This window comes from Salinibacterium sp. PAMC 21357 (genome assembly GCF_000247645.1).
GTDB lineage: Bacteria > Actinomycetota > Actinomycetes > Actinomycetales > Microbacteriaceae > Rhodoglobus.
Genome location: NZ_AHWA01000006.1, coordinates 480,343 through 499,095, shown reverse-complemented (window position 1 = coordinate 499,095; position 18,753 = coordinate 480,343). Strand labels below are relative to the sequence as shown.

Below are 18,753 nucleotides of genomic sequence, written 5' to 3'. Positions count from 1 at the left end.
GCAATTAAGATAGTCATCTCGGTTGGTGAACAAAAAACTCATCACACGACCCTGCGATTGATCCCCAGTCACCTCACCGCATCAATGGACAAGAGGTATCGGCCGCGTGTTGTGTCGGAAGCAACGAGCAGCAGCAGCCATCCACCGAGCATCATGTTCGCGAGTGCAACGACTGCTCCCAGAAACACGACAACGAGGCGAACGAGTAGATCGCAGATCGACGGTTGTGCGGCTACTGCTCCGACTGAAAGCGGTAACCAAGCTGCCAACGAGCGCTGTCGATGGTGTCGAGAATCGCGACGGTTTCAGCGAGCGTATGCACGGGCGACTCGTTAAGTCCTTGGGCGACGAAACTGGCAAGAGCCGTGGCCTGATAACTCAAGCCGTAGTGCGCCACAATGCCTGTCTCGTCGGCCCAGTGAATTGACTCCCCCGTGAAACCGGGCTTCGACAACCTCAGCGAGGTGGGGGTGAAAAATCCGCTGCCGACCTCGAGCCTGGCGTCTGAACCGGCTACGGAGGCTCGAGTTGGAGTGCGCGCGAGCAGGGTGGTGTTGAGTTGGGCCTGGGCCGCGCCCGCATAGCTGAGAGTGAGTAGGGATTGAGCATCCACACCGCTGTCAATGAGCGAACCCACGTTGTGCACGGCGGTAGGCGAGCCGAGGATCTGCGACGCGAACGCGATCGGGTAGATGCCGAGATCGAGCAGCGCTCCTCCCCCGCTCTCGAGTGAGCGAACACGGTGGCCTTCGGGGATGAACTGGCCGTGATCGGCAGTGACCAGACGAGTGTCGCCGAGAGTGCCGTCGGCGATGAGCTGATTGATGATGGAGGTTTGCGGCAGGTAACGCGTCCACATTGCTTCCATCGCGAAGACGCCAGCCGTGCGGGCTGCGGCGACGATCTCGCGAGCTTCGGCCCCGGTCATGGCGAACGGTTTCTCGACCAAAATGTGCTTGCCTGCGGCGATCGACTGCAGAGCTAGATCGCGGTGCACGTGCTGCTGCGCGGCGATGTAGATCACGTCAACGTCGGGGTTAGCCAGCAGCTCGGCATAGTCACCGTAGGCCTTCTCAATACCCCAGGTGTTCGCAAAGTCTTGGGCGCGGTCAAGGCTGCGGGATGCCACGGCCACAAGCTTCTGCCCAGTGTGCGCTAGCACGGCCTCCGCGAAAGTCGCAGCGATCCCACCGGGAGCCATGATGCCCCAGCGCAGTGCCGGAACGGAGTCGGCGGCAGGAATGATCGGGGCCGGGAATGTAGTGGGGAACACAAGCATCCTTCTCGTCGGGGAAGCCTGCGGCGGCGCAGGCCTCGACCAGTCTAGGACTGAGCCGCGAACGGGCGAAGGATCCGACACCGCTATTGCACAGCAACAAAAGTTAGCGAACTGGCCCGGCACCCGGCATGCTTAAGCAGTGACCGATAACAGTTCGCCCGCGATCCTCTCGCTTGAGCGCCTGCGGGCCTCTCTTGCGGATGCCGGGTTGACGCTCAATCTCGATGGTGTTGTAACGCAGCGCGAGGCTGCCGCTGCCGCCGTTCGTCAGATTGACGACTACATCCGCCCCCGTTTGGCTGACCTTGATGCGCCACTGCTTGCGGTGGTAGGTGGGTCGACTGGGTCTGGCAAGTCAACGATCGTGAATGCGCTGCTCGGCGTCGCCACGACTCGGGCCGGCGTTATTCGCCCCACGACTCGGCAGCCGATACTGGTGCACGCTCCCGTGGATGCGGGATGGTTCGCGAGCGACCGCATCCTGCCGGGGCTCGCGCGTGTGCGCGGCCGCATCAGTGCTCCCGGAACGCCGGCGTCGAGTGCGGGCGATACTCCCGAAGAATCACGAATTGGCGAACTCATGCTTCTCGAGCACGAGAGCGTTCCCCGTTCGCTCGCGATCATCGACGCCCCGGATATCGACTCGGTTGCCGACGAGAACCGCGCCCTTGCTACGCAGCTGCTTGCCGCCGCCGACCTGTGGCTGTTCGTCACGACCGCAAATCGCTATGCGGATGCCGTGCCGTGGCGCCTTCTCGAAAACGCTGCCGCTCGATCCATCACCGTCGGCATCGTGCTCAACCGGGTGCCGCCCGGCGCTCTCGACGAGATCCTGCCCGACCTCCAGATGATGCTCGACGACCGCGGCCTCAGCGACGCTCCCGTTTTCTCCATCGACGAGCAGCCCCTTGATGAACTCGGCATGCTGCCGGCCAGCGCTGTCGAACAGCCGCGCGAGTGGCTCTCCTCCATCGCAGGCGACCGGGCCGAACGCTCGCGCATCGCAGCCCGCACTCTCAGCGGCGCCATTAGCGAACTCGACCGCCAGGTGGCCGTGATTGCGGATGCTCGTCAGCAGCAACTCGACTGGATCACCGCCGCTCGTGCCACCGCCGCGTCGCACTACGAGACCGCACTCGAGGCCGTGGATGCCGCAACCCAGAACGGTGCGCTCATGCGCGGTGAAGTGTTGGCACGCTGGCAAGACTTCGTCGGCACCTCCGACTTCTTTCGGAAGGTCGACTCGTGGTTCTCCGCGGCACGCGACCGCGCCACAGCGTGGATCACCGGCACCCCCAGCCCTGTAGTTGAAGTCGAAACCCAGATCGAAACCGGGCTGCAGACCGTGATCGTCGACCAAGCCGGGCGCGCTGCCGCGGCAGCGTGGGCCGGGCTCGAACGCAGCCCGGCGGGCGCGGCGATCGCCCAAGAGCATCCGGATCTTGCCCGCGAAAGCCCCGAGTTACCTCGCGCCACAACTGCGATGATTCGCGAGTGGCAGGGAGCGCTAATGCAGCTTATTCACGACAACGCTGGGGATAAGCGCATCCGAGCTCGCGTTCTCTCGCTCGGCCTGAACGTGGTCACAGTCGCGCTCATGATTGTGGTGTTCGCCTCGACCGGTGGTCTCACCGGCGGCGAGATTGCGATTGCGGGTGGTTCGGCGGTGCTTGGCCAGAAGCTTCTCGAGACGATCTTTGGCGAGGATGCTGTGCGTCGTCTGGCGAGCGAAGCCCGCGAAGACCTGCAGACTCGCGTTCGCGTTCTGTTCGATGCCGAACTCGCGCGGGTGAGCGTTGCGTTCGAACCGTTGCGTTTTGGTGCGACTCCCGATTCGCTGCGGCGTGAATCGCAGGCGCTGCTCGCGGATGTCGCGCGTGCCGCGGAGGGCAACTCGTGAGCGCCGCCAAGCCGAACCTTGACGAGCGAATTGTCGCGTTGCGCACCGTCACTGAGGCGGGCGACGGACGTATTCCCGCCGACGTACTCGACGATGCCCGTGCCCTGCTGACGCAGACCGAAGCGCGCCGCTCCCGCTCCCCCGAACACACCGTGGTCGGCGTCTTTGGCGCGACCGGATCGGGCAAGTCGAGTCTCGTCAACGCTCTGGTAGGCGAGGAGGTCGCTGTCGCACACGTGCGCCGTCCCACCACCTCGCAGGCTCTCGCGGTGACGTGGGAGGCTGCCGGCGCGAGCGAACTGCTTGACTGGCTTGAGATTCGAGAGCGGGTCGAACCCTCGACACCCTTCGATGCGCGTGCCAGCAAGCTCGTGCTCGTCGACCTGCCCGACGTCGATTCCGTGGAAGCCAGCAATCGTACTGTCGCCGAACGTCTCGCCGGGCAAGTGGATGCTCTGATCTGGGTCGTTGACCCGCAAAAGTATGCCGACGATGTGTTGCACGCGCAGTTCATCGCGCCGCACGCTAAGCACGCGGCCGTGACTCTCGTCGTGCTTAATCAGGTTGACCTGCTGAGTGCGGATGACCGTGCCGCCGTCGTGAAGTCGCTCCAGGCGATCGTTGAACGTGATGGCATTCCTCGCGCCCGAGTGCTGCCGGTGAGTGCCCGCACGGGCGAAGGTATTGACGCGTTGCGCAAAGCGATTGGCGATCTTGCGGCGTCGAAGGCGGTGCGGGATGCGCGACTCAGCGCTGACGTGCAGACCCTTGCCGCGCGCATCGACGATCCGGGTTCACCGCAGAAGTTGAGCGCGAAGGGCACCGCTCGCCTGCGTGATGAGGTCGGGACCGCTGCGGGAGTCGACATCGTGGCATCCGCTGTTGCTCGTTCGTATCGCAAGCGTTCCGGGCAGGCCACCGGGTGGCCGCTCGTGTCATGGATTGGTCGTTTGCGCGCTGACCCGCTCACTCGCTTGGGTCTTGGCCCAAAGCGTCGTGGCGATGACCCCGATGTTCACCGGACGAGCATGCCGCTCTTGAGCGCTGGCGCCCAAGCCCGGATGTCGATGGCCGTTCGCACGTTCACTGACGACGCCGGGGCCGGAGTTTCTGCCCCGTGGCGGGCTGCCGCGCGCACTACCGCGGAGCACGCCCTCGACACCCTGCCGGCCACCCTCGACCTTGCTATTGCCCGCACTCCTCTGCCCGCCAAAGGTTCGTGGTGGTGGGTGCTCGTCGGCATCGTGCAGTGGATCGCGACGATCGCCGGGTTGGGCGGCGCCCTCTGGTTAGTGGGCACCGCGCTGCTGCCGACGTTTGGACTGCCGGCGTTCCCACTCCCCACCGTGGAGGAAGGCCCACTCACTGGATGGGCGATACCGACACTGCTACTGATTGCGGCGGTACTCGTCGGCATCGTGCTGGGTTTGTTGGCGGCGGCGCTCAGCGCTGTCGCTGCTGGCGATCGTCGGCGTCGCACGCGCCGCCGTCTTCTCGCCGCGGTCGACGAGGTCGTAGAGCGGGATGTGGTGACTCCCGTCGCGACGGCGCTGGAGCAGGCGCGGGCTGTTTCGGCCGCGCTGCAAGTTGCGCGGCGCTAGCGACCGAACATACTGGCGAACCCCTAAAACCCCACCTGTAACACGAAGATACCCGGGTAGATCGCGAAAGCGATCGTTATCGGCAGAATGAGGAACACGAGCGGAAAGAGCATCGCGACCTCTTTCTTGCCGGCGACTTCGAGCAGTTCGCGCTTGGATTCCTCGCGGGCATCCTGAGCTTGAGCCTGCAACACCTCCGACAGGGGGCTGCCGCGATCAAGCGCACCTAGGATTTGGTCAACGCAGCGAGAGAACGGAGCGAGCTCGAGTTCGCGGGCGAGCACACCCAAGGTCTCCCCAAACGGCAGCCCGGTGTTGACCGAGGAGATGACGCGAGCGAGTTCTCGGGACAGCTCACCGCCACCCACGTGCGAGACGCGACGCACGGCATCCAGAATTCCCTCACCAGCCGACAGACTAAGGGCCAAAAACTCGAGGACCACGGGCAACTCGGCGGTGAGACGACGGATGCGGTTTTTGGCCGCGCGCTGCAGCAGATAATCGCGCAGGGTGATTCCCGCGACACCGCCAACGACCACGAGCACCGCTTGCGCAATCAGCGGAACCTGTTTGTGATTCGCGACCGCAATGTCGAAGACGACTCCGGCCATCGCTCCCCCCAGAACCGAGAGCAATTGTTGGGAGCGGTAAGCCTCTAGCGTCAGCTCTGAGCCAGACTGGCGGAGACGGCGCACGATCTGCTCGCTACCCCCGACGACCGAAGCAAGGGTGTCTCGCAGCCAGCGCATGACGGGCACGAGCAGCACACCCAGGACCGGCAACGGACCGACGGAGCGCGGGACCAAATGTTCGCGGGCTCCCGCAGAAACATCGATCACGTACGGGGCAACTCGCGTCGCCAACGTTGGTCGACTTAGCCGCGGAATGAGGCTCAGAATTGACCACAGCCCCAACCCGCCTATGATCCCGGTGACAAGCGCCCACGCGAGTGCGTCACTCATGCGAACCACCTCGGCTGCTCAGGAAGACGGCCGATGCCCGCCATCATTCGGTAGGCCACCGCCGACAGCACGAGCCCCACAACGATGAGTACAGCACCACCGGCAGAGTTGTAGGCGAGCGCCGCTTCGGGCCGAGTGGTCAGCAAGAACAGCACGATCCAGGGCGCGGCCAATCCAAGTCGGGCCGCATTCATGACCCACGATTGCCGGGCTTCGACTTCCAAACGAATCGCCGCTTCCTGACGCAGGTAGACGCTGAGACTGCGCAGGACGTTCGTGAGTTCGCTGCCGCCAACTTCGCGCGACATCCGCAAAGTTTCGAGGATGCGATCAGCAACCGGGTCGGCGAGCGCCACCTTGAGTTCATCGACGGCAACTGAGAAGTTTCCGGTCGCCCGATAGCGGGAAGCGAAGGCCGCGAAAGCGCTGCGGGTGACGGCGGGGCCGGTCTGGGCTAGCGTCATGAGGCTGTCGGGGAGGGCGAGGCCCGACCGCACGGCGGACACCAACTGGTCGACAACATCCGGCCACACCACCCGAGTTGCTCGGCGACGCACACGCGCCCGCCAGCTGATGCCCAGTGTGGGCAATATGAGGGCTGCCGCGGCGGCGCAGAGCACAACGGCGATCACCGACGTCAGCACAAAAGTGATCGCTGCTACCGCGAAACTCAACGCGAGCGACACAATCACGACAACCACCGGGCTCGTCGTCGGCAGCCCTGCCTGCACCAGCCTCTCCCTCACGCGAAGCGAGACAGCGGAGCGACCTCGCTCCCGGCGTTCGCCTGTGGCCGGCCACAGGAAGGTTGCTGCGATCAAAATGACACCGACTGCGAGCACGATTCCCAGCATCAGACTCATGCGACAGCCTTCAGCAGGTGCGAGACCGCGTCGATGCCAGCGGCGTGAAATTTGGAGAGCCGCGCAGGTACGGCACCCGTGTGGGTGAGCGTGCCCTCCACGATGCGGAAGAGAAGACTGCTGTCGATCACCCCGTCACTCACCTCACCCGTGAGCGACGAGATTTCTACCACGCGTCTCGTACCGTCGGCGGTCAGCTCACAATGGACCACGACATCCACCGAACTGGCGACCGTCGGAACGACGAAGCTGGAATCGATATTGCGACCGGCCAGCAGCGGAAGCGTGCACAGCTTCACGAGAGCCTCGCGTGCGCTGTTGGCGTGAATGCTCGACATGCCCGGCAGCCCACTGTTGAGCGCAATAAGGAGGTCGAGCGATCGGCATCGCGCACCTCGCCAACCACCAACCGCTCGGGGCGCATCCGTAACGCCTCTTTGATGAGGCGGCGCAGGCTGATCTCACCGGTGCCTTCAAGGCTCGGTTGCCGACATTGCATTCCGACATGGTCGTGACTGGCAACGCTCAGCTCGAAGGTCTCCTCGACGGTGACGACACGTTCATTGGGGCGGGCCGCCGCCAGCAACGCATTGAGCATCGTGGTCTTGCCGCTCTGAGTCGCCCCTGACACGACAATATTTTGGCCCGAGAGCACGCAGAGCCGTAAATAGTCGGCCGCATGCTGGGTGAGACTGCCGAGCTCAACAAGCCGATTAAGATCGCGGATGCTTCGGCTGAACTTGCGCACGTTCACCGCCCAGTGGCGCCGTGTGACATCCGGAATCACGACGTGCAAGCGCGAACCATCCGGCAGGGATGCGTCAACGAACGGAGAACTTAGGTCGACGCGACGACCCGAGGTTTGCAGCATCCGCTCCACCAGATCACGAACCTGACCATCAGTGAGGCGGATGCCCGTGAACTCAGGCACGCCGTTGCGGGCAACGAACACGTGCTCGGGTCCGTTGATCCACAACTCTTCGACGGTGTCGTCATCGAAGAAAGGTTGGAGCGGGCCGTAGCCCGTCAGAGCGGCCACAACCTCGCGAGCGGCTTGCGCTTCATCAGCCAGCAGTGGCACTGAGCCACCTAGAGCACGCTCGCTGTAACGACGCACCTCGTCGCGCACATAGCGCGACGCGAGTTCACTGTCTTGCGACAGGTCAACGCCGTCACGGCGAACGCGGTGGCGAACCTGGTCGGCGATGGTCGTCAGAGCGTTAGACATGCTCATATTGTGAGGAGTGGGGGTCTGATCGCTGGTTTGTTGTCCACAGGGGGCCCTGTGTTCGTGCAGGTAATGATCTCGCTAACGGCAGATTCTTGACTCCAAGATCCCTGATATGATGATTACATCAATTCAGCAAGTGGGCGAGTACTTGCTGTCGCGACCACATCGCAACCACATCGCACGCACCGAACAGGAGCACACGAATGGCCGTTCTCGATGAGCGCAGGCCGCTCTACGAAATCAAGGCGAATCTCTTCAAAGGGCTGGCGCATCCGCACCGCATCCGGGTGCTCGAAATCTTATCGAGCACCGACGAAGCGTCGGTCACCACGATGCTCGCCGATACCGGGCTCGAAGCCTCCCACCTCTCGCAACACCTCGCCGTGCTGCGCCGCTACGGGCTCGTCGTCTCCGAGCGCCGCGCTAGCGTCGTCTACTACCGCCTCGCTCATCCCCAAATTTCTGAACTCCTCCGTGTCGCGCGCGTGCTGCTCGGCGAGATTCTCACCGATGCCGACAGCCAGCGCGAGCTTGTGAACAGCCTGCCTGAGATTCCGGATGCCCGATGAAACGTTCGTGGAAGGCGCTCCTGCCCAGCGTCACGGACTACCGTCTACTCCGCACCAGCTGGCGCGGCGACCTGATCGCCGGCGTGACCGTCGGCATCGTCGCCCTGCCCCTCGCTCTCGCCTTTGGCGTTAGTTCCGGAGTCGGCGCCGAAGCTGGGCTCATCACCGCCATCGTCGCGGGCATCGTTGCGGCAGTCTTCGGTGGCTCCAATGTGCAGGTCTCCGGCCCCACCGGCGCGATGGTTGTCGTGCTTGCTCCCATCGTCGTCAGTCACGGTGTCGAAGCTGTTGCGATCGTCACCCTGCTCGCGGGCATCATCGTCGTCGTCGCGGGCGTGCTGCGCCTCGGCCGCACCGTCAGCTACATCCCCTGGCCCGTCATCGAAGGCTTCACTGTCGGCATCGGCATCATCATCTTCCTGCAGCAAGTGCCCTCGGCGCTCGGCACCGAAGGCACCGAACACCCCACCAACTCCGTGCTCGCGGCTGGGGCCTTCATCGCTGCCGCCCAGTGGCCCGCCGCCGTGCTGCCGCTGGCCGTTGTCGCCGCCGTGATTGCCATCATGCTGCTGCTCTCACGCATCAGCGGACGCCTTCCGGCATCCTTCATCGCCATTGCGATCGTCACCATCGTTGCCCAGGCGCTGAACCTTCCGCTGGCCACCATCGGCGAACTGCCCGCCTCGCTGCCGGCCCCCGCCGTGCCGTCGTTCGACTTCGACCTCACCACGCTGATTGGTCCGGCCTTCGCCGTCGCCGCCCTCGCGGCAATCGAATCTCTGCTCTCCGCCCGCGTCGCCGCTGGCATGTCAGACACTGGGCCCTACAACGCCGACCGTGAACTTGTGGGCCAGGGGCTGGCATCCGTCGCTTCCAGCTTCTTTGGCGGGATGCCGGCCACCGGCGCCATCGCCCGCACGGCCGTGAACGTTCGGTCTGGCGGTCGCACTCGCCTCTCGGCAGTCGTGCATTCCCTCGCGCTGCTGACCGTCGTGTACCTCGCCGCTCAGGTCGTTGCGGTCATCCCCTTGGCAGCACTTTCGGGTGTGCTCATGGCCACCGCAGCCCGCATGGTCTCCCCCACCCTGATCAAAACGATGTTGCACACCGGCAAAGCTGAAGCTGCCGTATTCGTCATCACCGGCATCATCACGGTGAGCTTCGACCTCATCATCGCCGTCGGCATCGGAATTGCTGCCGCCGCCTTCTTCGCCCTTCGTGCGATGAGCAAAGCCAGCGGAGTGCACCGTGAAGAGCTTCCCGGCTCCCCCGAAGCTGGCGACGAACGCATCGCCCTCTTTCGCATCGACGGCTCGCTCTTCTTCGGAGCAGCAGAACGCCTCATCGACCGCATCAACGAACACGAAGGCCTCGAAGTCGTGATCGTGCGGCTGTCGCAGCTTCACCTCATCGACGCCACCGGTGCTCACACCCTGACCGAACTCATCACCGCCCTCGAAAAGCGTGGGGTGACCGTGATCATCAAGGGCATCCGCCCCGAACATCTGGATGTGCTGAAACGACTCGGAGTGATCAGCTCGCTTCGACACCCCAACCACCTATTTGCCGAACTCGAGCCAGCCATCGAACACGCACGGTCGCACATTCGGCGCACCGCTGCGGCCAGCGGCTAAAAATCAGCACCCCGCGCCAAGCTCCTCGCTAGCGAGAGCCGGCCAGCTCCGCACAATACGCTGAAGGGTCGTCGAGCAGCGGCGCAAAGGCCAGCTCGCCAGCGCCAATCATCAACAGATCAGAACCCAGTTGTGCCGGCACTATCTGCACAGCCTCAAATGACGGCTCAAGCGATTGAGCGGCGACACGTTCGATCAAGAATTCGGGATCGGCCGCAAAGATCGACGACAAGAACCCACCGAGCACAATCACTTCAGGGTTGAGCACGTTCACGGCATTGCGCAACGACGTGCTCAACGACAGCAACTGGCGACGCACGAGCGCGCTCACCGCAGGATCCGTTGACTCTTGCAGCGCAGCATCCAGAGTCTCAGCGTCGACATTGGTGAGCCCGAGCGTCTGCAGAAGAGCAGCACGGTTCACCTCAGTTTCAAGGCTGCCCTCCTCGCGAGTGCCGTTCTCCGAAGCGCTGTCGACCACGCGCACGTGGCCGAATTCTCCGGCATAGCCCGCACGTCCTACCAGAGGGCGACCGTCGCTGATGATGCCGCCACCGATACCGCTCGCGCCACCATTGAGATAGATAAGGTCAGAAATTCCTCGACCAGCACCATAAATGTGCTCGGCGAATGCGCCAACGCTCGCATCATTTGCGGTCCACACGGGGTAGCCCGTTGCCGCAGCCAAAAGCTGGCTGACAGGTTCATCTCGCCACTCCAAGTGAGGCGCCCAGCGCACCAAACCATCTTCGACGCGAACCAAACCGGGCACCGCAACGCCGACGCCAACAACCCGGCCGGCAGTCTCGTACTCGCCCTTAAGGCTCTCGATGATCACACTCGAGATCTTCACAAACTCGGCCACCGTCGGCGGAGACTCCGTCTCGTACCGCACCCGCTTGAGCAGGGTGCCATCGAGCCCCACAACACCGACCGTGATGGCGTCAACCTCAGGGTTGATTGCAATCGCCACGGTGCGAGCATCCGCATTCACCATCGGTGACGGACGCCCCACCTGGCGAGTGGGATCAGGGTCACTCTCGTAGGCCAGACCCAACTCTGCGAGTTCGGCAACGAGCGCCGCAATGGTCGAGCGGTTCAGCCCCGTCTGCGACGTCAACTGCGAACGCAACTGCGCCCCGCGGTGCAAGAGCGTCAGCACTCGCGACAGATTGTGACGCCGGGTGCGATCGCCACGACCAGCGGTGCCACTGGGCGACGGCGCAGAGCTTTGGTTCACGGGCTAATCCACTCGGTTGGCAACAATTAGGTGATCTAAGACTAGCGACGTCCGCTGCGACGCTTGCTCATAACATCGAAGGCCACAGCGAGGAGCAAAACCAACCCCTTGATCGTCTGTTGCCAAGCGGCATCGACCGAAAGAATCGACAGCCCCATGTTGAGCACACCCATAATCAGCGCGCCGATGACAGCACCGATCACGGTACCGACGCCGCCGGTCACTGCGGCGCCACCAATGAAGACCGCGGCGATCGCATCAAGCTCAAAGTTCTGACCCGCAGACGCCACAGCACCCCCGGCACGGGCAGTCGTGACGACGCCAGCCAGACCAGCAAGCACACCCATGTTGACGAACACGAAGAAGTTGATCCACGACGTCTTAACGCCACTCATTTGGGCAGCGAACAGGTTGCCACCAATTGCATAAACGTGGCGCCCGAACACGGTCTGATTGAGCACGAAGGTGAACAGCAGAATGAGCACCGCAAGAATGATCAGGATGATTGGCGTTCCGCGGTATGCCGAGAGCTGGAAAGTCAACGCAATAATCGCGCCGGCAGCAATGAGATTCTTAGCCCAGAACGACACAGCACCCTCAACGGGCAGTTCGAGGCTGCGCTGCTTCGCGCGACTGCGCAATTGTTGGCCAACGAGCAACGCTGCGGCGAGAACACCCAAAACGATCGTGAGGATGTCGCGGTCGCCGCGCCCCTCACCGATGGTGCCAAACAGCTCAGGCAACCAGCCACCACCGATGGCGTTGAATTCTGCCGGAAGCGCGTTGATCGTTCCTCCGGTCAGGAAAACGAGGGTGAGGCCCCGAAAGAGAAGCATGCCGGCGAGCGTCACGATGAACGCCGGGATTCCGACGAACGCCACCCAGAAACCCTGCCAAGCACCAACTGCGGCGCCCAAGACGAGCGCCACGATTACGGCTCCCCACCAGGGCAATCCCCACTGGGTCATCGAGATCGCAGAAACTGCACCGACCATGGCGACGACGGAACCAACGGAGAGGTCGATGTGGCCGGCGATAATCACAATCACCATTCCGACGGCAAGGATCAGCACGTAGGCGTTCTGCTGGATGAGGTTGTTGATGTTTCCCGGAAGCAGGAGCCGGCCATCCGTCAGCACCTGAAAGAGCACGACGATTACGACGAGCGCGGCAAGAATTCCGTACTGGCGCAGGTCGATCCGCATCTTGGGCCGTTTGCGGTCGGGGGTTGTTGTAGTCATCGGGTTAGTCCTTTCCCGCGGTCATCAAGTGCATGAGTCGTTCTTGGTTAGCGTCGGCGCGGTCAACTTCGCCGGTAATGGTTCCTTCAGAGATGGCATAAATGCGGTCACACAGTCCGAGCAGTTCTGGCAGTTCAGACGAGATCACGACGACCGCTTTGCCTTGAGCGGCAAGGGCGTTGATGATTCCGTAAATTTCGTATTTGGCACCCACATCGATGCCACGGGTTGGCTCATCGAGAATCAGGATGTCGGGCCCCGAGAACATCCATTTGCTCAAGACCACCTTTTGTTGGTTGCCGCCAGAGAGGTTTCCCGAGAGCACAGAGACGTTCGGAGTCTTGATGTTCATTTGGCCGCGATAGTCCTCGGCGACCCTGTTTTCGGCAAAGCGGTCCACGATTCCGAACCGCGAAATCTTTGACAGTGCTGCTGCCGAAATGTTCACGGCGATACTGCCGATCAGATTGAGCCCGAAATGTTTGCGATCTTCGGTGGCATACGCGATGCCGTGGCCGATTGCTTCGCTCACTGACTTGACCGAAATCTCGGTGCCATTTTTGTAGGCGGTTCCACTGATGTGACTGCCATAAGAGCGGCCAAAAATGCTCATCGCCAGCTCAGTTCGCCCGGCACCCATTAGCCCGGCGAAGCCAACAATTTCGCCAGCGGCCACTGAGAACGCCGCATTATCGACAACTTTTCTGGTCGTGTCGACGGGATGATGGACCGTCCAGTTTTCGACCCGAAAGAGTTCGTCGCCAATCTGGGGGGTGTGGGGCGGAAACATACTGTCGAGGTCGCGGCCGACCATCGCCCGAATAATTCTGGCTTCAGTGGCATCCTCTTCCGACATCGCGAATGTCTCAATTGTCTTGCCATCACGAATGATGGTGACTTTGTCAGCGATATTACGGATCTCTTTGAGCTTGTGCGAAATGATGATGCACGTGATGCCCTGACCGCGAAGGCTGCGGATGAGGTCAAGCAGATGGGCGGAGTCTTCATCATTGAGGGCGGCGGTTGGCTCATCCAAAATCAAGAGCTTGACCTTTTTTGAGAGTGCTTTCGCGATCTCGACCAGTTGCTGCTTGCCAACGCCCAGTTCAAGTACGCGAGTACTGGGCTGTTCGTCGAGCCCAACCCGCGCGAGAAGCAGCGTTGCTTCACGATTGGTCTTCGCCCAGTCGACGACGCCGCGAGTGGCAATCTCATTGCCCAAGAAAATGTTCTCGGCAATAGAGAGGTACGGGCTGAGGGCGAGTTCCTGGTGGATGATCACGATGCCGTCATGCTCCGAGTCGTTAATAGACCGGTAGGCGGTTTCGTGATTCTCAAAGGTAATGCTGCCGTCATAGCTACCCGCGGGATACACCCCGCTGAGCACCTTCATGAGGGTGGATTTTCCGGCACCGTTTTCGCCGCAGATTGCGTGCACTTGCCCGCGCTCCACTTCGAGGCTCACGCCATCGAGTGCGCGGACGCCGCCGTTGAAGTCTTTAGTGATTGTGTTCATGCTGAGGATCGCAGTCATGATTAGCTCCGCTCGCAGTGACTTTCGGGGGACGGCAGTTGCCGTCCCCCGATTGTCGAATGGTAATGCTTCTTACGAATTGCGGGTTAGAGCCCTACGTCTGATGCCTTGATAAAGCCAGAATCAATGAGCTTTGTCTGCACGTCATCCTTGACGACGACCTCAGGCGCGATGAGGAACGCGGGAACAACCTTTTCACCGTTGTCGTACGTTTCGGTGTCGTTGATCTCGGGCTCGTCGCCATTCATAACTGCCTCGACGAAGCCGAAGACGACGTTTCCAAGCTCGCGGGTGTCCTTCCAGACGGTCATCGACTGTTCGCCAGCGAGGATGTTGACGACGCTAGCCTTGTCGGCATCCTGACCGGTCAAGAGCGGCCAGTCGGTGCCTGCGGTGTAACCGGCGCTGCGAAGCGATGCGGCAATACCCTGAGCGAGGCTGTCGTTAGGAGAAAGAACGACGTCGATCTTCTCGCCACCGGTGTAGAACGAACCCAGGCGGTTGTCGAGCTCGGACTGAGCCGAGTCAGACTTCCAGCCGAGGATTCCGATGCTGGCCCAGTCATCGTTACTGGCAGGAGCCTTGCCCGAGGGAACGACCAACTGGCCGTTCTCTACATAAGGAAGCAAGATATCCCACGCGCCGGAGAAGAAGAACTTGGCGTTGTTGTCATCGGGGCTACCGGCGAAAGGCTCGAGGTTGAACGGGCCTGCGCCATCAGCGAGTCCGAGCTGTTCTTCAATGAACTCACCCTGAAGCTGGCCGACCTTGTAGTTGTCGAACGTGGCGTAGTAGTCGACGTCGGGGGTGCCGTTGATCAGACGGTCGTAAGCAATGACGGTAATGTCCTGTGCTGCTGCATCGGCGAGCACCGGTGCAAGGAGCTCTCCGTCGATCGCGGCGATGACGATAACGTCGACGCCCGAAGCGATTTGGTTCTGGATCTGGCTAATCTGAGTGTCGGCCTTGTCATCCGCATACTGCAGGTCGGCTGAGTAGCCGGCGTCTTCGAGCTGAGCCTTGAGGCCTTCGCCGTCATTGATCCAGCGTTCGAGGCTTCGCGTCGGCATCGAAATTCCGACGCTGCCGAGGCTGTCTCCGCCGCTGCCTGATTCGCCGCTGCTGCAGGCGGCGAGCCCGATGGTCATCACTGTCGCTGCTGCGACGGCGATTATTTTCTTCATTGACATCGTGTTGTCCCTTTCGAGTGTGATTGCCGGACAAAAGCCGGAAGCACTGCGCGTGTTGCCGGCAGAGGGGCAGAAGCGTGATCCTCGCGAAAGGGAATGTAGCACTGTCGCCGGTTGCCCGACGAGTGCGTGCGTTACTCCGTTGTATCGCGAGGGATGCGCTTGGCACCCCTTTTGTTGACATTGAGAACATATATGGGTTCACCGCGTGAACGCAACAGTTTCCCGCAAAATTGCATAACGATTAGCTGACAGCGAGGGTTTTTTCCGGCCGCTCTCGCACGAAAGGTCGCATTGACGTAGGCAGTAGAGCGGGGTAAGTTGTGAAAAATAACTTATTGCCATAGCCGCCAACGGAGAGTCACCATGTCTTTACAACCCACCCCCGCCGACAAATTTTCCTTCGGCCTTTGGACAATCGGCTGGGAAGGTGTTGACCCGTTCGGCGGAGCAACTCGCGCTCCCCTCGATATCGTCCACGGCGTTGAAAAGCTCGCCGAGCTAGGCGCCTACGGAATTACGTTCCACGACGATGACCTCTTCGCCTTTGGATCCACGGATGCCGAACGCCAGAAGCAGATCGACCGCCTGAAGCAAGTACTCAGCGACACCGGCCTCATCGTGCCGATGGTCACCACTAACCTCTTCAGCGCCCCCGTCTTCAAGGATGGTGGATTCACGTCGAACGACCGCAGCGTTCGTCGCTTCGCCATGCGCAAAGCAATGCGTCAGCTCGAACTCGGCGTAGAGCTGGGCGCCAAGACCTTCGTCATGTGGGGCGGCCGTGAAGGCGCCGAGTATGACTCAGCAAAGAACGTGCGCGCAGCACTCGAGCGCTACCGCGAATCTCTCAACCTGTTTGGCGACTATGTCACCGAAAAGGGCTACGACATCCGCTTCGCTATTGAGCCCAAGCCCAACGAGCCCCGCGGCGACATTTTGCTGCCGACCGTCGGTCACGCCATGGCGTTCATCGAAACCCTCGAACGCCCCGAGCTGTTCGGCGTGAACCCCGAGACGGGTCACGAACAGATGGCCGGGCTCAACTTCACCTCGGGCATTGCCCAGGCGCTGTACCAGGGCAAGCTGTTCCACATCGACCTCAATGGCCAGCGTGGAATCAAGTACGACCAAGACCTCGTCTTTGGTCACGGTGACCTACACAATGCGTTCTCGCTCGTCGACCTGCTCGAAAATGGTGGGCCCGATGGAGGCCAGAGCTACACCGGCCCCCGCCACTTTGACTTCAAGCCGAGCCGCACCGAAGACGAAGCTGGAGTGTGGGATTCCGCTGCCGCCAACATGCGCAACTACCTGCTCCTCAAGGAGCGCGCTGCCGCCTTCCGCGCCGACCCTGAGGTGCAAGAAGCTCTCGTCGCCGCGCGCGTCCTCGAACTCTCTGAGAACACTCTCGGCGAGAATGAAAGCTATGACGACCTGTTGGCCGACCGCGCCTCATACGAAGACTTCGATCACGAGGCCTACTTCAATGGCAAGGGCTTCGGCTTCGTTCGCCTTCAGCAGCTTGCTGGCGAGCACCTTATGGGCGCCCGCTAAATGACGCTCGTCGCCGGGGTCGACTCCTCGACACAGTCCTGCAAAGTTCTCATTGTGGATGTCGCGACCGGGGCGCTCGTGCGCTCGGGTCGCGCCGCCCACCCCGCCGGTACCGAGGTGGACCCCGAAGCTTGGTGGTCAGCTCTTACCGCGGCAATTGCAGACGCTGGCGGCCTCGACGACGTTTCCGCGATTTCGGTCGGAGGGCAGCAGCACGGCATGGTCGTGCTGGATGCCGCCGGCCGCGTCATCCGCCCCGCCTTGCTGTGGAACGACACTCGCTCGGCAACTGCCGCCACTGATTTGGTGCGAGAGTTCCCCGATATTGCCGATCGCACGGGCTCGCTTCCTGTTGCCTCATTTACGTCGACGAAGTTGCGCTGGTTGCGCGACAACGAACCCGAGAATGCTGCGTTGGTGGCGGCGGTGTGTTTGCCACATGACTGGCTGACGTGGCGCTTGCGTGGGTTTGGAGTCGCTAATCCTCAGCTCGATGAGTTGACGACTGATCGCTCTGACGCCAGCGGCACGGGGTACTTCAACTCGGTAACAAATGACTATGACCTTGATCTGCTGGCGGCAGCGCTCGGGCGAAAGGCTGACGCGCTTGGTGTGGTGTTGCCACGCATCGTTGCCCCCGGCGAAACAGTCGGCACTCTGGATGACTCCCCCGTGACGGTCGCGTGCGGCGCGGGCGACAACGCTGCAGCGGCACTCGGCCTCGGGGCGCGCACTGGCGATGTCGTGGTATCCATCGGCACCAGTGGAACCGTATTCGCTGTCGCCGACGATCAAGTGCCAGACCCCACCGGGACCGTTGCCGGATTTGCCGACGCCAGCGGACGCTTTCTTCCCCTCGTGGCAACCCTCAACGCGGCACGAGTGCTCGACAGCACAGCCGCATTGCTTGGCGTCAGTCACGACGAACTAGGCGTGCTCGCGCTGCAGGCAGAACCGGGCGCTGGCGGTCTTGTACTACAGCCCTATTTCGAAGGCGAACGAACGCCTAACCTTCCGGATGCGACGGCAACCCTGTTCGGCATGACGCTCGCTTCTACGACCCGCCCTTCATTAGCGCGCGCGGCGATCGAGGGACTTCTGTGTGGACTCGCTGACGGTCTCGATGCCCTCCGTGCACAAGGAGTCTCTGCCACGCGCATCCTGCTCATCGGTGGCGCTGCCCAGAACCCCGCTGTATCGACGATCGCATCCCAAGTGTTTAATGTTCCCGTGGTTGTTCCGGAGCCGGGCGAATACGTTGCACGCGGTGCGGCCACTCAGGCAGGGTGGGCCTTAGCTGAGGCGCGGCCCGAGTGGAGCATTGCGACGTCAGCCGAGCCAGCATCCGACTTTCGGCCGATCATTCGGCAGCAATACGCCCGCTACTCTGCTGTCGTTTCGTGAGCGCTCAGCAGCTGACGCAGTAGTTCTTCTAGTTCGCGCCGTTGAGTGCTGTTGAGGCTCGCGAGCAGCGTCTCTTCGTTATCGACATGGGCCAGTAGCGCGCGATTGATGAGTTCGGTTCCGGCGTCGGTCAGCGCTACACGCACTGTTCGGCGGTTTTCGGGGTCGATGTCGCGCGAGATTAGTTCTTTGGCGACAAGTCGATCAAGCCTATTGGTGATGGCGCCTGAGGTGACCATCGAGCTGGTGGCAAGCGCGCCTGCGGTGAGTCCGCGAGCGCCAGCATGTGATCTCAGGAGCGTGGCGAGGATGTCGAACTCTCCCGCGTGGAGATCGTGAGCTTCGAAGACATTGAGTTGGGCTCGCTCGAGCAGTCGCGTTACTCGTGAGAGCCGCCCGAGGATCCCCATGGCGGAGACATCGAGTTCTGGTCGCACGTGACCCCATTGGGCGATGATGCGATCGACGCTGTCACTCATGAAACCTCTTAACGTTCAATTGTTTGACGCTCACACTACAACACTATAGATTGTTTAACGTTGAACTAT

14 protein-coding genes and 1 pseudogene are annotated in these 18,753 nt (G+C 61.9%); 6 read left to right on the top strand and 9 right to left on the bottom strand.

All coding sequences use genetic code 11. The features are described from left to right. Window positions 1-232: 232 nt before the first annotated feature. Window positions 233-1,279 (bottom strand): Gfo/Idh/MocA family oxidoreductase, encoded by a 1,047-nt coding sequence (locus ON14_RS14920; RefSeq protein WP_010206329.1) that lies wholly within the window; start codon window positions 1,277-1,279, stop codon window positions 233-235. Window positions 1,280-1,418: 139 nt separating this feature from the next. Here ON14_RS14920 and ON14_RS14915 point away from each other — a divergent pair, with 139 nt between their 5' ends. After that, the gene (locus ON14_RS14915; RefSeq protein WP_010206328.1) at window positions 1,419-3,179 is read left to right on the top strand and encodes a dynamin family protein; all 1,761 of its coding nucleotides are present in this window, start codon (window positions 1,419-1,421) and stop codon (window positions 3,177-3,179) included. Then, window positions 3,176-4,780 carry a GTPase family protein gene (locus ON14_RS14910; RefSeq protein ID WP_010206327.1) on the top strand — a complete coding sequence of 535 codons (1,605 nt, stop codon included), beginning with the start codon at window positions 3,176-3,178 and terminating at the stop codon, window positions 4,778-4,780. Before ON14_RS14915 ends, ON14_RS14910 begins: the two co-directional genes overlap by 4 nt. A gap of 23 nt (window positions 4,781-4,803) precedes the next feature. Here ON14_RS14910 and ON14_RS14905 read toward each other — a convergent pair whose 3' ends face one another. From ON14_RS14905 to ON14_RS14895, 3 genes and pseudogenes are all read right to left on the bottom strand, one after another. After that, on the bottom strand, window positions 4,804-5,742 hold the full coding sequence (locus ON14_RS14905; protein WP_010206324.1) for a type II secretion system F family protein: 939 nt from the start codon (window positions 5,740-5,742) through the stop codon (window positions 4,804-4,806). Continuing rightward, on the bottom strand, window positions 5,739-6,605 hold the full coding sequence (locus tag ON14_RS14900) for a type II secretion system F family protein (RefSeq protein ID WP_010206323.1): 867 nt from the start codon (window positions 6,603-6,605) through the stop codon (window positions 5,739-5,741). The genes ON14_RS14905 and ON14_RS14900 overlap by 4 nt, the downstream gene beginning before the upstream one ends. Beyond that, window positions 6,602-7,833, bottom strand: a pseudogene (locus tag ON14_RS14895) (CpaF family protein). The gene ON14_RS14900 and the pseudogene ON14_RS14895 overlap by 4 nt, the downstream one beginning before the upstream one ends. Window positions 7,834-8,039: 206 nt before the next feature. Here ON14_RS14895 and ON14_RS14890 point away from each other — a divergent pair. Together ON14_RS14890 and ON14_RS14885 are read left to right on the top strand one after the other, a co-directional pair. Next, on the top strand, window positions 8,040-8,405 hold the full coding sequence (locus ON14_RS14890) for an ArsR/SmtB family transcription factor (protein ID WP_010206322.1): 366 nt from the start codon (window positions 8,040-8,042) through the stop codon (window positions 8,403-8,405). Next, window positions 8,402-10,039: a SulP family inorganic anion transporter gene (locus tag ON14_RS14885; protein ID WP_010206321.1), complete on the top strand. Its 1,638-nt coding sequence runs from the start codon at window positions 8,402-8,404 to the stop codon at window positions 10,037-10,039. The genes ON14_RS14890 and ON14_RS14885 overlap by 4 nt, the downstream gene beginning before the upstream one ends. 28 nt (window positions 10,040-10,067) lie before the next feature. On the opposite strand, the gene ON14_RS14880 is transcribed toward ON14_RS14885, so the two are convergent. From ON14_RS14880 to chvE, 4 genes are all read right to left on the bottom strand, one after another. After that, window positions 10,068-11,279 (bottom strand): ROK family protein, encoded by a 1,212-nt coding sequence (locus tag ON14_RS14880; RefSeq protein ID WP_010206320.1) that lies wholly within the window; start codon window positions 11,277-11,279, stop codon window positions 10,068-10,070. A gap of 41 nt (window positions 11,280-11,320) precedes the next feature. Beyond that, window positions 11,321-12,520 (bottom strand): multiple monosaccharide ABC transporter permease, encoded by a 1,200-nt coding sequence (gene mmsB / locus ON14_RS14875; protein WP_010206319.1) that lies wholly within the window; start codon window positions 12,518-12,520, stop codon window positions 11,321-11,323. 4 nt (window positions 12,521-12,524) lie between these two features. Beyond that, window positions 12,525-14,054: a multiple monosaccharide ABC transporter ATP-binding protein gene (mmsA, locus tag ON14_RS14870; protein WP_010206318.1), complete on the bottom strand. Its 1,530-nt coding sequence runs from the start codon at window positions 14,052-14,054 to the stop codon at window positions 12,525-12,527. An 86-nt stretch (window positions 14,055-14,140) separates the two neighbouring features. Then, window positions 14,141-15,244 (bottom strand): multiple monosaccharide ABC transporter substrate-binding protein, encoded by a 1,104-nt coding sequence (gene chvE, locus ON14_RS14865; RefSeq protein WP_010206317.1) that lies wholly within the window; start codon window positions 15,242-15,244, stop codon window positions 14,141-14,143. Between the two features lie 366 nt (window positions 15,245-15,610). Between chvE and xylA the strand changes: the two genes are divergently transcribed. Continuing rightward, window positions 15,611-16,801 carry a xylose isomerase gene (gene xylA / locus ON14_RS14860; protein ID WP_010206315.1) on the top strand — a complete coding sequence of 397 codons (1,191 nt, stop codon included), beginning with the start codon at window positions 15,611-15,613 and terminating at the stop codon, window positions 16,799-16,801. Next, window positions 16,802-18,205, top strand: coding sequence for a xylulokinase (xylB, locus tag ON14_RS14855; protein WP_010206314.1), 1,404 nt, complete (start codon window positions 16,802-16,804; stop codon window positions 18,203-18,205). On the opposite strand, the gene ON14_RS14850 is transcribed toward xylB, so the two are convergent. Then, entirely contained in the window at window positions 18,184-18,684 is a 501-nt protein-coding gene (locus ON14_RS14850) for a MarR family winged helix-turn-helix transcriptional regulator (protein WP_010206313.1), read from the bottom strand. The two genes, xylB and ON14_RS14850, sit on opposite strands and share 22 nt — an antisense overlap. Window positions 18,685-18,753 lie beyond the last annotated feature (69 nt).